Source organism: Sphingobium psychrophilum, from assembly GCF_012927105.1.
In the GTDB taxonomy this organism is placed as follows: domain Bacteria; phylum Pseudomonadota; class Alphaproteobacteria; order Sphingomonadales; family Sphingomonadaceae; genus Sphingobium; species Sphingobium psychrophilum.
Map to the genome: position 1 here is coordinate 144210 of NZ_JABBFV010000003.1, position 13490 is coordinate 157699.

At 63.4% G+C, this 13490-nt stretch carries 17 protein-coding genes; 7 read left to right on the plus strand and 10 right to left on the minus strand.

Features of this window, described 5'->3' with window-relative positions; translation table 11 throughout:
- Nucleotides 1–41 precede the first annotated feature (41 nt).
- On the minus strand, nt 42–953 hold the full coding sequence (gene metF, locus HHL08_RS05700; protein WP_169571522.1) for a methylenetetrahydrofolate reductase: 912 nt from the start codon (nt 951–953) through the stop codon (nt 42–44).
- Nucleotides 950–1921, minus strand: coding sequence for an ArsR/SmtB family transcription factor (locus HHL08_RS05705; RefSeq protein WP_169571523.1), 972 nt, complete (start codon nt 1919–1921; stop codon nt 950–952). The genes metF and HHL08_RS05705 overlap by 4 nt, the downstream gene beginning before the upstream one ends.
- Nucleotides 1922–2160: 239 nt before the next feature.
- On the opposite strand from HHL08_RS05705, the gene HHL08_RS05710 reads away from it, so the two are divergent.
- Nucleotides 2161–2376: a hypothetical protein gene (locus HHL08_RS05710; protein WP_037491279.1), complete on the plus strand. Its 216-nt coding sequence runs from the start codon at nt 2161–2163 to the stop codon at nt 2374–2376.
- 79 nt (nt 2377–2455) lie between these two features.
- Complete coding sequence (locus HHL08_RS05715; protein ID WP_206377736.1) at nt 2456–2698, plus strand: hypothetical protein; 243 nt, start codon at nt 2456–2458, stop codon at nt 2696–2698.
- Between the two features lie 60 nt (nt 2699–2758).
- Here HHL08_RS05715 and HHL08_RS05720 read toward each other — a convergent pair whose 3' ends face one another.
- Nucleotides 2759–3211 carry a glycine zipper 2TM domain-containing protein gene (locus HHL08_RS05720; RefSeq protein WP_169571524.1) on the minus strand — a complete coding sequence of 151 codons (453 nt, stop codon included), beginning with the start codon at nt 3209–3211 and terminating at the stop codon, nt 2759–2761.
- Nucleotides 3212–3401: 190 nt separating this feature from the next.
- On the opposite strand from HHL08_RS05720, the gene HHL08_RS05725 reads away from it, so the two are divergent.
- A complete protein-coding gene (locus tag HHL08_RS05725) occupies nt 3402–4400 on the plus strand; it encodes an esterase-like activity of phytase family protein (RefSeq protein ID WP_169571690.1) in 999 nt (332 codons plus the stop codon).
- Nucleotides 4401–4666: 266 nt separating this feature from the next.
- Here HHL08_RS05725 and rpmB read toward each other — a convergent pair whose 3' ends face one another.
- Entirely contained in the window at nt 4667–4960 is a 294-nt protein-coding gene (rpmB, locus tag HHL08_RS05730) for a 50S ribosomal protein L28 (protein ID WP_169571525.1), read from the minus strand.
- Nucleotides 4961–5139: 179 nt separating this feature from the next.
- On the opposite strand from rpmB, the gene HHL08_RS05735 reads away from it, so the two are divergent.
- Complete coding sequence (locus HHL08_RS05735; RefSeq protein ID WP_169571526.1) at nt 5140–5361, plus strand: hypothetical protein; 222 nt, start codon at nt 5140–5142, stop codon at nt 5359–5361.
- 54 nt (nt 5362–5415) lie between these two features.
- Complete coding sequence (locus HHL08_RS05740; RefSeq protein ID WP_169571527.1) at nt 5416–5874, plus strand: nucleoside deaminase; 459 nt, start codon at nt 5416–5418, stop codon at nt 5872–5874.
- Here the strand turns inward: HHL08_RS05740 and HHL08_RS05745 are convergent.
- Nucleotides 5836–7734 (minus strand): hypothetical protein, encoded by a 1899-nt coding sequence (locus HHL08_RS05745; RefSeq protein WP_169571528.1) that lies wholly within the window; start codon nt 7732–7734, stop codon nt 5836–5838. The two genes, HHL08_RS05740 and HHL08_RS05745, sit on opposite strands and share 39 nt — an antisense overlap.
- Nucleotides 7735–7778: 44 nt before the next feature.
- Between HHL08_RS05745 and HHL08_RS05750 the strand changes: the two genes are divergently transcribed.
- A complete protein-coding gene (locus tag HHL08_RS05750) occupies nt 7779–8195 on the plus strand; it encodes a GtrA family protein (RefSeq protein WP_169571529.1) in 417 nt (138 codons plus the stop codon).
- Between the two features lies 1 nt (nt 8196).
- Here the strand turns inward: HHL08_RS05750 and HHL08_RS05755 are convergent, their stop codons facing one another.
- The 5 genes from HHL08_RS05755 to HHL08_RS05775 form a co-directional block, all read right to left on the minus strand.
- Nucleotides 8197–8478 carry a type II toxin-antitoxin system RelE/ParE family toxin gene (locus tag HHL08_RS05755; RefSeq protein WP_169571530.1) on the minus strand — a complete coding sequence of 94 codons (282 nt, stop codon included), beginning with the start codon at nt 8476–8478 and terminating at the stop codon, nt 8197–8199.
- Nucleotides 8475–8729 (minus strand): antitoxin of toxin-antitoxin stability system, encoded by a 255-nt coding sequence (locus HHL08_RS05760; protein WP_235954953.1) that lies wholly within the window; start codon nt 8727–8729, stop codon nt 8475–8477. The genes HHL08_RS05755 and HHL08_RS05760 overlap by 4 nt, the downstream gene beginning before the upstream one ends.
- 82 nt (nt 8730–8811) lie before the next feature.
- Entirely contained in the window at nt 8812–9612 is an 801-nt protein-coding gene (locus HHL08_RS05765) for a LytR/AlgR family response regulator transcription factor (RefSeq protein WP_169571532.1), read from the minus strand.
- Nucleotides 9609–10721 carry a sensor histidine kinase gene (locus HHL08_RS05770; RefSeq protein ID WP_169571533.1) on the minus strand — a complete coding sequence of 371 codons (1113 nt, stop codon included), beginning with the start codon at nt 10719–10721 and terminating at the stop codon, nt 9609–9611. Before HHL08_RS05770 ends, HHL08_RS05765 begins: the two co-directional genes overlap by 4 nt.
- Nucleotides 10722–10765: 44 nt before the next feature.
- Complete coding sequence (locus HHL08_RS05775) at nt 10766–11248, minus strand: winged helix-turn-helix transcriptional regulator (RefSeq protein ID WP_169571534.1); 483 nt, start codon at nt 11246–11248, stop codon at nt 10766–10768.
- Between the two features lie 112 nt (nt 11249–11360).
- On the opposite strand from HHL08_RS05775, the gene HHL08_RS05780 reads away from it, so the two are divergent.
- The gene (locus HHL08_RS05780; protein WP_169571535.1) at nt 11361–13466 is read left to right on the plus strand and encodes a RelA/SpoT family protein; all 2106 of its coding nucleotides are present in this window, start codon (nt 11361–11363) and stop codon (nt 13464–13466) included.
- Nucleotides 13467–13490 lie beyond the last annotated feature (24 nt).

Sequence of the window (13490 nt, forward strand, 5' to 3'; positions counted from 1 at the left end):
CGACTTCGCTCAATGGCTACTCAGGACGAACGGGGAAATTATCACAGAGTTACGTCCGCCGCCGCCTTGGCGCGAAGCCCAAGCAAATGACAGATCGCAAAGCTGAGTTCCGCCCGGTTGAGCGTATAGAAATGAAAATCGCGCACGCCGCCTGTATAAAGGCTGCGGCACAGTTCCGCCGCGATCGTCGCCGATACCAGCTGGCGCGAGCCGGGATGATCGTCCAGCCCCTCAAACAACCGCGCCATCCAGCTGGGCAGCTGGGTATTGCACATGGCGGCCATACGCTGGGTCGCGGCGAAATTGCTGACCGGCATGATGCCCGGCACGATGTCCGCCGTGATGCCTGCCGCCGCCGTCTTGTCGAGGAAGCGGAAATAGGCTTCGGGCGAAAAGAAGAATTGGGTGATCGCGCGGGTCGCCCCGGCGTCCAGCTTACGCTTCAGATTATCAAGATCGCTCTGCGCGCTCGCCGCCTCCGGATGGACTTCGGGATAGGCGGACACCGAAATCTCGAACGGGTGCCGCTTCATCAGCCCATCGACCAGGTCGGCCGCGCCGCTATAGCCCTGCGGGTGCGGCTCGAACGTGCCGCCCACTTCCGGCGGATCGCCGCGCAGCGCGACGATATGCCGCACGCCCGCCTCCCAATAGGCATCGGCAATCTCGCCGATTTCTTGCCTGCTCGCCCCCACGCAGGTCAGGTGCGCCGCCGCCGCCAGCGGGGTTTCCTGCGCGATGCGGGCCACCGTATTATGCGTCCGCTCGCGCGTGGAGCCGCCCGCGCCATAGGTGACGGACACGAATTTAGGGGCCAACGGCGCCAATGTCTCGATCGCCGACCACAGCTGCGCTTCCATCTTCTCCGTCTTGGGCGGGAAGAATTCGAAACTCACTTGGGCGTCGCCGGCCAGATCCGCATAAAGCGGTGCCGCGGGATCATTCAGGGTCATGAGGAAATCCGTTCGTCTTGTTGCCGGATGTGCGCGTTCCCGCGCCGTCCCAGCCACAGTTGCACCGTCAATTCCTGGCCGGGCAATGTCTCCACCCGCTCCAGCGCCAGGCCCGCCTGCGCGAACCAGCTTTCAATTTGCTCGTCGGAAAAGCCCAGCCGCGCATGTTGGTCGCGCAGCCGCAGCTCTTCCCGTTCATGCGCCGCGAAATCGGCGATCAGCACACGGCCGTTCGCCGCCGTCACGCGCGCGGCCTCCGCAATGACCAATTCGGGCGCCTGCGCATAATGCAGCACCTGATGCAGCACCACCGTATCGGCGCTGCCCGGCTCCAGCGGCAAGGCGGAAAAATCGCCCAGCAACAGCGCATATTTGTCGCCCGCATCCTGCGGCAGCTTGGCGCGGGCCAGCCGCAACATGTCGGGGCTGCGGTCGAGCGCCGTCACCTCATCCGCGGCGTCGCCCAGCAATTCGATCATCCGGCCGGTGCCGGTGCCGATGTCGAGCAGATGGCCGATCGGCTCGCGCCCCAGCAGCGCGGTCATCGCCGCCTCCACTTCGGCTTCGGCGACATGGAGCGAGCGGATCGCGTCCCATTCCTCGGCATGTTCGGCGAAATAGCTTTCGGCCGCGCGGGCGCGATCGGCGCGCACCGCGGCCAGCCGCGCCAGGTCGGCCGCCTGCCACAAAGCCTCGCTGTCGGACGGCTCCAGCCGATCGAACAGGGCCAGGAAGGGCGCGACGACCCGCGCCTTGCCCAGGCGCAGGAACACCCAATTGCCTTCCTTGCGCCGCTCCACAAGTCCCGCTTCCGCCAGGATGCGGACATGGCGGGACACGCGCGGCTGGCTTTGTCCAACGACCTGCGCAATCTCCCCCACCGCCAGCTCCATCGCCCGCAACAAATGGATGATGCGCAAGCGCGTCGGGTCGCCAAGTGCCCGGAAAATATCAAGTGCCGACTGCATGTGCGCATCATATAAAGAAATCTTTATATACGTCAATGCGATCGTTTGATTGGGCATTTTTCCGGGTATTTTTCGACCGCACTGCAACAAAATGGGGAACGGGCGACCTTTCCCGCGCATGAATGGGATTGCCTTGCCCCGCTCAAAGCATTACGAATCGGCGCGCAGGCGCAATGGGGGGTGAGCTTTTCTCCGAGAGTGGTCTGCAATTTGTTTTTCTCAGAGAGGGGTTTCTGCCCATGACCAAGTCTATCGCTCTTTCGCTCGTTCTCGCGGCTTCGCTCGGCCTGGCCGCTTGCTCGGGCGGCACCGAAAACGCCGCCAACAACGCCGCCAACTCGGCCGAGAATGCGTCGAACGCTGCCGACAACGCCATGAACGCTGCGCTGAACGCTGCTGACAACGCCGCGAACGCTGCGTCGAACGCGACCAACAACGTCGCCAACGCGATGTAATCAGGTCCCGTTCGGGTCTTGAAGTTATGAAGGGGGTCGCACCGGCAACGGCGCGGCCCTTTTCTTTGGAGTGCCGCCTATGATCCGCATCTTCCTATCGATGGCCGCCGCATGCGCGCTGGCGGCTTGCGGTTCCGGGTCGCAGGACGGCGTCGGCGGCGTCAGCGCCGGTGAAGCCAAGGCGCTCAATGAAGCCGCCGCCCAACTGGACGCGCGTACCGGTGCCGCCCAGAGCGCCGATCCCGGCCTCAATCCCGCCGCCGTCGAGGCCGCGCGCGCCGACCGGAACCGCCCACCGCCGCCGCCACAGCCCGCCCCCTGACATAGGAAAAAGGCCGCCCCTTGCAGGACGGCCCTTCCCGATCGTCAATGCGTCGGCATCTTAACAGTTGCGGTCGATCGCCCGGCCGGCCAGCGCACCCACGCCCGCGCCGATGATGGCGCCCGCGGTGCCATCGCCACGACGGCCATAGCGGCCCGAACCCCGGCCGACTTCATTGCCCAGCAGGCCACCGGCGATCGCGCCGATGATGGTGCCGCCGGTGCCATTGTCCCGACAGCGATAGCCGCCACGGTATCCGCCGCGATAGCTATTGCGATAATAGCCGTCGCCGCGATAACCGCGATTATTGCCGCGGTAGCGATCGCCACGGTCATAGCCGCGATAGCCCCGGTCATAACCACCACGGTCATAACCACCACGATAATAATCGCCGCGATCATAGCCGCGCGAATAATGATCGCGCGCCATCGCCGGGGTGGCGGTCATGGCCGTCAGGGATGCAGCGCCCAATGCCAGAGCGGCTCCCATCTTCATCAGAAATTGCATCTTCATGGCGTTGCTCCTCAATTACCATCCTCTTGGGCGGTCGCATGAAAAAACACGGGATTGCCCTTCGATTGACGTCCTTATGACTGAGTCGGGTTGAGCCGAGCCTGAATAAGGGTGACAGCCGCCGTTCAGATGGAAACGACCCGTCACAGCCCTGCTGCGTCCTGCCGGATTATGCCCTATGGCAGGCGCGATGCAGCGAATCCTGATCGTCCTTGCCCTAGCCCTGCTGCTGCTGCCGGCCCCGCATATGAGCAAGCCTGAAACGGTCACGGCCGGGGCGCTGCTGGTCACGGCGCGCGCGCTGCCGCTCAGCAGCATCGATCCTGCGCTGGATCATGTCGGCTCGCTCGCCTATCTGGGTGGCTGGGAGTTGAAGAGCGCCAATCCCGGCTTTGGCGGCCTGTCGGCGCTGCTGGTGTCACCTGCGGGCGACCTGCTGGGCCTCAGCGATTCCGGCATCTTGATGGGCTTCCACGTCGGCCCCGGCGATGGCGAAGGCCATCCCTTCATCGCCCCCCTGCCTGTCCGCGCGCAGGATCGCCATCGTCCCTGGTGGGCCTGGGATTCGGAATCGATGACCCGCGATCCGGCGACCGGTCGCTATTGGGTGGGCTTCGAACTGCAACAGGCGATCTGCCGCTACGCGCCCGGCTTTGCGCGGGTGGAGGCGTGCCGGACCTGGCCCGAAATCCTCGCCTGGCCCAAGACCGGATCGATCGAATCGCTCGCCCGCCTGCCCGACGGCCGTTTCCTGGCAATCGGTGAAATGGGGATGACGCCCGACGGACGGCACGACACCTTGTTGTTCGCGGGCGACCCGGCGGAAAAGGACACGCCCGCCCCCGTCCACCTGCGCTACACGCCGCCGCGCGGCTATCGCCCGACCGATGCGGTCGCGCTGGACGCCCGCCACCTGCTGGTGCTCAACCGCCGCCTGACGGTAGAGCAACTGTTCACCGCCACCATCGCGATCGTGGACCTGCCCGAAAAGCTGGAGTCGGGCACGGCGTTGAAAGCACGCACCCTCGCCCGACTGGCGCCGCCGCTGCTGGCCGACAATTTCGAAGGGATAGCGGTCAGCCACGAACACGGCCGGCCGATCATCTGGATCGTGTCGGACGACAATCACGAATTTTTCCAGCGCACGCTGCTGCTGAAGTTAGGGATGCTGAAATTCGGGATGGATTGAACGGCAGAACGATCTCGAAGCGTGGATGGCGTCTACTTAGCCCTCTCCCGTCTTCACGGGAGAGGGTTGGGTGAGGGTCTTTTAGACTTCGCCCCGGCAGGCCCGCAGACAGAAAAAAGACCCTCACCGACATCGACTAGGCAGCAAGCTGCCAAGTCTCCCTAGCCTCTCCCGTGAGAACGGGAGAGGGCAAAGAGAGGGCGTCACCCGACGCAAAAAGCGGCCTGTCGCCAGGCCGCTCTTATGCCGAAACGAATCGGAAGAAATCAGGCTGCGACGGCAGCCTTCTTCTTGACGATGTCGCGCTTCAGGCGACGGGCCTTCAGCGACAGCTTGTCGTCGCTGGTCTTGACCAGCCAGTTGTCCAGGCCGCCATTATGTTCGACCGAACGCAGACCATGGGTCGACACGCGCAGCTTGACGCTGGTTTCCAGGGATTCGGAGATCAGCGACACGTTCTGCAGGTTCGGCAGGAACACGCGCTTGGTCTTGTTATTGGCGTGGGAAACATTGTGACCCACCTGGCGACCCTTGCCGGTCAGCTCGCAAATGCGCGACATAGTCATTCAACCTTTGAATTCGGGTTCGTTCGGAAAGCCGCGCCGATAAACAGATTCGCGGCCAGCGTCAACCACGCGCGTAAATTTGCCCTGCCGGTCTTAGCTGTCGATCGTGGCGCTTGCGCAACCATTTCGCCTGCCCCGGCGTTCTTTCCTCCAATTGGATACAGGAGGAATTTATGCGTTTCATTGGCGGACTGTTGCTGATCGCGCTTATCGTGGTCGGCGTCGGGATAGCAACCGGATTCATCGATCTCCAGAAAACCGCCGAGGGTCGCCTGCCCGAAATCGCGGTCAAGGAAGGCGCGCTCCCTAAATATGAAGCGAACGTCGCCAAGGTGGAAGTCGGCACCCGCAACGAAACGGTCGAAGTGCCCACCGTCGCGGTCAGGAAGCCCTAAGCCACCTCTGGCGCGCCTTTCGCGATCCGTGCCAATCCTGTAACGGCGGGGCTTATGGCCCCGCCCTTCCCGCTCCCCGTCCCCATGCGCCGCGCGCTTGACCTCGCCCTACTGGCGCAGGCGGCGGGCGAAGTGCCGATCGGTGCGGTGGTGACGAAGGATGGCGCGATCATCGGCGAGGGCCAGAATCGCAATCGCCGCGACCATGATCCGACCGCCCATGCCGAAATCGTCGCCATGCGCGCGGCGGCCATCCATCTGAACGACTATCGCCTGACGGGCTGCGACCTGTGGGTCACGCTGGAGCCGTGCCCCATGTGCGCGGGCGCCATATCCCACGCCCGCATCGCGCGGCTCTATTATGCCGTCGGCGATCCCAAGGGTGGCGCGATCGAACAGGGGCCGCGCCTCTTCGCCCAGCCGCAATGCCTGCACCGGCCGGACGTCTATGGCGGCCTGGCAGAGGCCGAAGCCTCAGCGCTGCTGCGCGCCTTTTTCGCCGCCCGGCGCTGAATAGTCGATTCTGTAAAGCTGATAGGGCAGCGTCATGCCGGTCTTGAGCGCGACCGGCACCAGCCAAGCCGGTATCGTGCCCCTCATCAGTCCGGCATAGAAGCCACGCGGGCTGCGCGATTGATAGATCGTGCCTTCGGGGAAATTGGGACACACCAGCAGATAGGTCGCATGATGCTTCGCCGCGATCGGACGGAAGGCGTCGGCCGGCCCGTCATAGGCATGATGGATATCGAGGATCGTCGCCCCGTTGCGATGATAGGGACCGGCCAGCGCGCTATGATGGGTCGTGGCGATCAGCCGCGGCCCCAGATCGACCATGGTGAAGATCGTCGCGGGCGGCAACTGGTCCAGCACCTCCAGCGCGGGCAGGGTGCGACACCGCCCGTTTGCCTTCTTGATCGCATCGGTGCGGGCGATCGCCGACGGCCGCCACGGCTTGGGCTTCGTGCCCGTAGCTTCCTGATACAGCTTCACCACCTGCGGATAAAGCGGATAGGCGCAGGCGATCGCCGCCAGCAACGCCACCCCTGCCCCCGCCCCTATCCGCACCCGGCGAGATCCCGTCAGGATCATCGCGATCAGCCGGTGCGCGGCCCAGGCGGCAGGCGGGATCGCCAGCAATTGCGCCGCGGGGCCAGCGCGCAGCTGCCAGAAGAGCAAGGCCGTCGCAAAGACCATCATCAGCCCGACCGTCGCCCAAGCCCAGAGCCGCTCGCCGTCGCGCCGCGCATCCCACAAGGCCCAGACCAGCCCGATCAATCCCGCCAGCGGGATCGCCAGCAACGGCACGACCATGCTCTGCGCCTGCGCCGTGATCGGCTTGGCCTCGCGGATATTGGCCAGCCACAGCCGTTCCAGCTCCGGCGAAATCTGATAGGGGGACAGGCATTGCGGCCAGTTCAGATAGAAGAAGACGGCAACCGCCCCGCCCACAACCGCGCCCGCCGCCAGCCGCGCCGCCCAACCACGGAGCGGCGCCAGCGACAACAGCACCATGCCTGCCGACGCCGCGCCGAACACCGCGACCCAGATCGGCGACAGCGCATCGCACACCATTTCGCGATTGGCATAGCTGGCGAACAGCAGATAACAGAGCGACATCGCGCCCCCCAAGCTCAGCGCATAGGGCAGCATCCGCCGCTCCGCCCCCGGCCGGAATACCCATCGCAGCGCGATCAACCCGCCGCCCGCCGCCAGATAGACGATCATCTCCATCCCGATCGCGATCGACAGCGCGCTGCTGACCCCCGCCATCACCCCGCCGCGCAGCCGGTTGGTGTCGATCACACCTGCCAGCATCGTCACCGCCAGCGCCAGTTGCCACCCATGATGGTCGATCCGCATCGGCGCATACATGCCCAGCCCCATCTGTGCGGCGAGCGGTGCCAGCACCGCCAGCAGCCAGCCGTTCGGCCCGGCCAGCCGCCGCCCGATAAAGCCCAGGCTCAGCATCAACAGCAATAACGGCAGCAGCGGCGCGATGCCGCAAGCCAGACGATCGGCCAGCCCCTGATCGACGAACGCCCGGAAAAACAGGATGAGGCCCGCAATCGGCAAATCGACCAGCCGCGACCAGTGGATATTGGCCCCGCCCGGCGGATCGAGCCGATATTGGCGCAGATCATACCAGCCCTGTCCCGCCAGCCAGTCCTTCACCTGCACATAGCGGATATTGTCGTCGGTATCGCTCAGCACCAGCCAGTGGATGGCGGGCCAGCGGGTCGCGACCATGGTGACCGCGATCACGATCCAGATCAGCAGGGTAAGCCATTTCCAGTGCCGCTGCGCGTAAGCGGTCAGGATCGCCATCCAATGAAGGGCGCTGGCGCGCAGGGTATCGCGACTATGCAAGGTCATGGCTGTGGATTAGAGGCTGCGAACCAAAGCGCAACGGGGTGCCCATGAAAATCCTGTCACGATATTATGCAGAGCATGGCGTGCTGTTCTGGCAGATCGTCCGCTATGGCGTGACCGGCCTGTTCGTCACCGCCTGCCAGGCGGCGATCTACTGGACCCTCGCGGCGCTGGCCGGCTTCCATCCGCAGGCCGCCAACCTGATCGGTTATCTCGCGGCGGTCGCCATCGGCTATGTCAGCCACAGCCTCTTCACCTTCCGCGGCCATGGCGGCGACGCGAGCCATGCGACGCGCGGGGCGAAATTCGTGGCGGTATCGCTCATCAGCTATGCGCTCAACGCCCTCTGGGTCTATCTGTGCGTCACCCATATGCGCTGGCCCGAATGGTCACCCATCCCGGCCATGGTTTTCGTCACGCCGGCGGTGATGTTCGGATTGAACCGGCAATGGGTGTTTCGCTGAGCTAACGAAGCGGTGGCCAAAGGCGCATGGCGTGGACCAGCGTCAATATCCAAACCGTGTCGCTATCCACTTCATAAACCAGACGGTAACTGGGGTGCGGCGCGAGTTCCCGCGTGCCCGGCACCGCGCCGTCATGACCAAGCATCGGAAAATCCGCCAGCCTCGACACAGCGACACTGAACATTGCGTCCATACGCATGGCCGCACCCGGATCGCGCTCAACTAGATAGTCCCAGATGTCCGATCTGTCTTGCCGCGCCTCCGGCGTCCAACGGACGATCACCCCTGATCGGCAACCCGCGCGCGGCGCGCTGCAAATTCCGCCTCGACTGCATCATGGGACAACCCCTGCCCCGCTAAAACGGAACGCCGCGCAGCCGCAACCTTTTGTGCCAGAAAGTCTGCATGGTCGCGCGCCTGACGCTGCCGATCGACAAAGTCCCGCATCAGTTCACGCACAAGCTGCGATGCCGGGCGATGCAAGGCATCGGCTTCCGCCATGAACTCGTCGCGGAGGTCCGATTCCAATTTCATCGTAAAGACTGCGGCTTTGACCATGTCACTCCTGAGGATAGTGACGACGTATATACGTTGACACTATCCCCGGATCAATGCGTCAATGCACGAACCGCGCCACCACATCGCGATAGGACCGGCTGACCTTCACCTGCGCGCCGCTTTCCAGCACCAGGAAACATTCGCCATTGGTGTGCGGCTTGACCTGTCGCACCTGCGACAAATTCACGATGGTCGATCGATGCACGCGCTGGAAATTGCGCGGGTCGAGCCGCTTTTCGAGATCCTTCATCGTCTCGCGCAGGATCAGCGAATTGTCGGCGGTGTAGATGCACATATAGTCGCCCGCCGCGTCGATCCGCTCGATCGAATCGACATCCACGCGGAAAATCTGGCCGCGATCCTTGATATTGATCAGCTTTTCGAAGCGGTTGGACGCGGGTGCATCATCATCGGCGGCGAAATCGGTCATCGCCTGGGGCGCGACCTCGGCCAGCACTTCGCGCAGCTTCTCGATCTCCTGCACCTGCCGCTTTTCGGTGAGCCGCTGGCGTACCCGGTCCAGCGCATCGGCCAAGCGGCCTTCGTCCACCGGCTTCAGCAGATAGTCGACCGCCTGCGCCTCGAACGCGCGGATCGCATGGTCGCTATAGGCGGTGCAGAAAATGACCAGCGGCGGCTCCACCTCCATCAGTCCCTGGACGACGGAAAAGCCATCGAAACCGGGCATCTGGATATCAAGGAACACAAGATCGGGTTTATGCGTTTTGATCGCGCGGATCGCTTCACGGCCGTTGTTGCAGGTTTCGATAATGTCGACATCCTCATGCGCTTGCAGACGCAGCGCCAGCCCTTGAATGGCCAGGCTTTCGTCATCGACGAGGATTGTTCTGATGGTCATGCGGCCACTTTCGATGTTTCATCCATGTTCAGCGGAATCTCGATGATAACCGAAAATCCACCCGGCGTGGAACGCGTTTCGAAGCTCTGTCGTTCCCCGAAGGCCTGAATTAACCGGTCCCGAATGTTCGGCAGGCCGATCCCGGTCCCCTCGCTCATCGGGATGTGCGGCCTCATTCCGCTTTCGTTCAATCCCGGTCCGCTGTCCGATACGACGATCCGGACATTATCCCCGGCAGGCTGCGCGCTGACGGCGATTTCGGCCCCCTCCTCCTTGGGCGTGACCGCATATTTGATCGCATTTTCGACCAGCGGTTGCAGCAGCAGGGATGGCAACCGCGCATGCGCCACCGCCGGATCGATGGTGAAGGACGGGCGCAACCGCTCCTCGAACCGCATCTTCTCTATCTCCAGATAGAGTTTCAGCGTCTCGATCTCCTGCTCGATCGTCACCTGCGCCGTCGGCTCGTTGATCAGCGTATAGCGCAGGAACGATGACAGCCGCGACAGCATCGCATTGGCCCGGTCGGTCTGCTTGAGCAGCACCAGCGTCGATATGCTATTGAGCGTATTGAACAGGAAATGAGGGTTAAGCTGATACCGCAGCATCGCCAGCTGCGCATTGGCCGCCTGGTTCTCCAGCAGCAGCAGTTGGTCCGCCTGCTCCTCGACCGTCAGATAGAAATTGATCGCATAATAAAGCGACGACCAGGCGCCCAGCAGCGTCATTGACAGATAGAAAGCACCCAGGAACAGTTGCAACCCCGCCGTCTCGCTCCCCCGGTTCTGCGTCGAAAAGACCCAGGCGTCGATGAACGCGACCAGCCCCGCGGCCGCGACCACGGTGATGATCGACACGCCCCAGGTCACGATCGGGCGTTTCTTGACCAGAAAACGAAACATCACCGCGATCAGCAGCGTGACCGAATAGCCGGTGACGGTCGAAATCAGCACCGGCACCAGGCTGGAGAGCGGCTGGCCATTGGCGATGGTGGAGGAGCCGCGCAGCAGGAAAGCGCCAGCCCATCCGACCGACTGCAAATTCCAGAAGGCGCGGTTCTTGTCAGCGAAAAAGGGCTGAGGCTTGATGCGGGGCACGGTGACGGACATTGCGTGCAGGCTTAGGCGATTTGGGCCTCTGGTCAAAGCCGGTTTCAGGCCGCGACAGCCGGCTCTTCGCCCATCGGCGTCACTTCGTCGGTGCACAGCCAGACCAAGTCGGACAGGTCAAGCGTGCGGCCGTCATGCGACACTATGCCGATCGGGCGGATCGGCTGGCCATCGCGCTTGTCCGCCAGCACCTGGCAGGCGGGAGTGCCGCAGCCCCACCGTTCGCCCCACTGGCGCAGCGCGATCATGGCGGGGGCCAGCCCCTGCCCCTTCTCGGTCAGCCGATATTCGACCTTGCGCCGGTCGCACTGCATCGGTTCGCGCACCAATATGCCGTTTTCGACCAGCCGGGCGAGCCGGTTGGCCAATATGTTGCGCGCGATCCCCAGGGTCGATTGAAACTCCTCGAAATGGCGGATGCCCGACAATGCGCCGCGCAGGATGAGAAACGACCAGCGTTCGCCCATCATTTCCAGCGCGCTCGGCAGCGCACATTGTTCCAGATCCTGGGCCAGATTATGTTTCATATGTCGCCCCGCATAGCGCAAAGCTGTTGGCGTTGCAAAATCGCCGCCTAATTCATGCAAGATGGGATTTTTTTGTTGCACGACAAGGGTCTTCCAACACAATCGGGAAACGATGTTACGCCAGTATGAACTTGTCGAACGGGTAAAGCGCTACGATCCGGATGCGGACGAAGCGATGATCAACCGCGCCTATGTCTTTTCTGTCCAGAAACATGGGAGCCAGAAACGCGCCAGCGGCGATCCCTATTTCAGCCACCCGATCGAGGTGGCCGGCATCCTCACCGACTTCAACCTGGACGACCAGACGATCGTGACCGCGCTGCTGCACGACACGATCGAGGATACGCTGGTCACCTATGAGGAGATAGAGGCCGCGTTCGGCAAGGATGTCGCCCGCATGGTCGACGGCGTCACCAAGCTCAGCAAGATCGAGGCGATGAGCGAGAACGAGCGGGCTGCGGAAAATCTCCGCAAATTCCTGCTCGCCATGTCGGACGATATCCGGGTGCTGCTGGTGAAGCTCGCCGACCGTCTGCACAATATGCGCACGCTGCATTTCATCAAGAACCCCGACAAGCGCCGCCGCATCGCGCGCGAAACGATGGATATCTACGCGCCGCTCGCCGAACGCATCGGCATGTACGACTTCATGCGCGAAATGCAGCTGCTCGCCTTCCGTGAGATCGAGCCGGAAGCCTATGCCAGCATCACCAAGCGGCTGGAACAGCTCAAGGAAGGCGGCCATGACAAGGTCGACCGGATCGGCGCCGAACTGCAACTGCTGCTCGCGGGCAAGGGCATGTCGGTCAGCGTCTCTGGCCGCGAAAAACATCCCTTCTCCATCTGGAAGAAGATGCAGGAACGCCATATCAGCTTCGAACAGCTGACCGACGTCATGGCCTTCCGCGTCATCACCGACAGCCATGAGGCCTGCTACCGCGCGCTCGGCATCATCCACCAGACCTTCAAGATGGTCCCTGGCCGGTTCAAGGATTATATCTCCACGCCCAAGCGTAACGGCTATCAGTCGCTGCACACCACCGTCATCCACCAGGACAATGCCCGGATCGAGGTGCAGATTCGCAGCCGCGACATGCATAATGACGCCGAACTCGGCCTCGCCGCGCATTGGGCGTACAAGCAGAAGGGCGACGCCACCGATCACCACGCCGCCTGGCTGCGCGACCTCGTTGAAATTCTGGAACAGAGCCAGGACGCCGACGAGCTGCTCGAACATACCCGCATGGCCATGTATCAGGACCGCATCTTCGCCTTCTCGCCCAAGGGGGAGCTGCACCAGATGCCCAAGGGATCGACCACCGTCGATTTCGCCTATGCCGTCCATACCTCGCTCGGCAACCAGACCGTCGGAGCCAAGGTCAATGGCCGCGTGGTGCCGCTGCGCACCTCCCTCGAAAATGGCGACCAGGTCGAAATTCTGAAATCGGAGGGGCAGGAGCCACAGCCCGGCTGGCTGAGCTTCGCCATCACCGGCAAGGCCCGCGCCGCCATCCGCCGCTATATCCGCCAGAAGCAGCGCGGCGAGGAAATCGCGCTGGGCGAGAAACTCTATGCCGAAATCGTCGGCCGCTTCTCCCCCGACCTCGCCAAGGAACTGGGCGACAAGGCGCTGACCGCCGCGATCAAGCGGCTCAAGCTGGACGACCGCGCATCCCTGATGGTCGCCATCGCCACGCACCGCCTGCTAGACCGCGAAGTCATGGAGGCGCTGATGCCCGGCTCCACCAGCGCGCAGGGCATGGAGGAGGCGCATCCCCGCCAGCATGAACCCGTCTCGATCCGCGGCCTGACGCCCGGCATCGCCTATCATCTGGGCGATTGCTGCCACCCCGTCCCCGGCGACCGCATCGTCGGCGTGCGCCGCACCGGCGAACCGATCGAGGTCCACACCATCGACTGCCGGTCGCTGGAGGTGGAGCAGGACGACGACTGGATCGACCTCGCCTGGGACGGCAAGTCGAAAGGCGGCACCGCCCGCCTCTCCGTCATCGTCAAGAACCAGCCCGGCGCGCTGGCCGCCGTCGCCAACCTCTTCGGCGCGACCAAGGCGAACATCCTCAACCTGCAACTGGTCAACCGCGAAGGGCCGTTCCACACCGACGTCATCGACCTGGAAGTCGCCGACGCGCAGCATTTGAATAGGATTTTGTCGGCGTTGCGCGCGATCGACGTGGTTGTGCAGGCGGATCGGGTTTAGGGGCGAGGGCGGCTTTGCGCCATT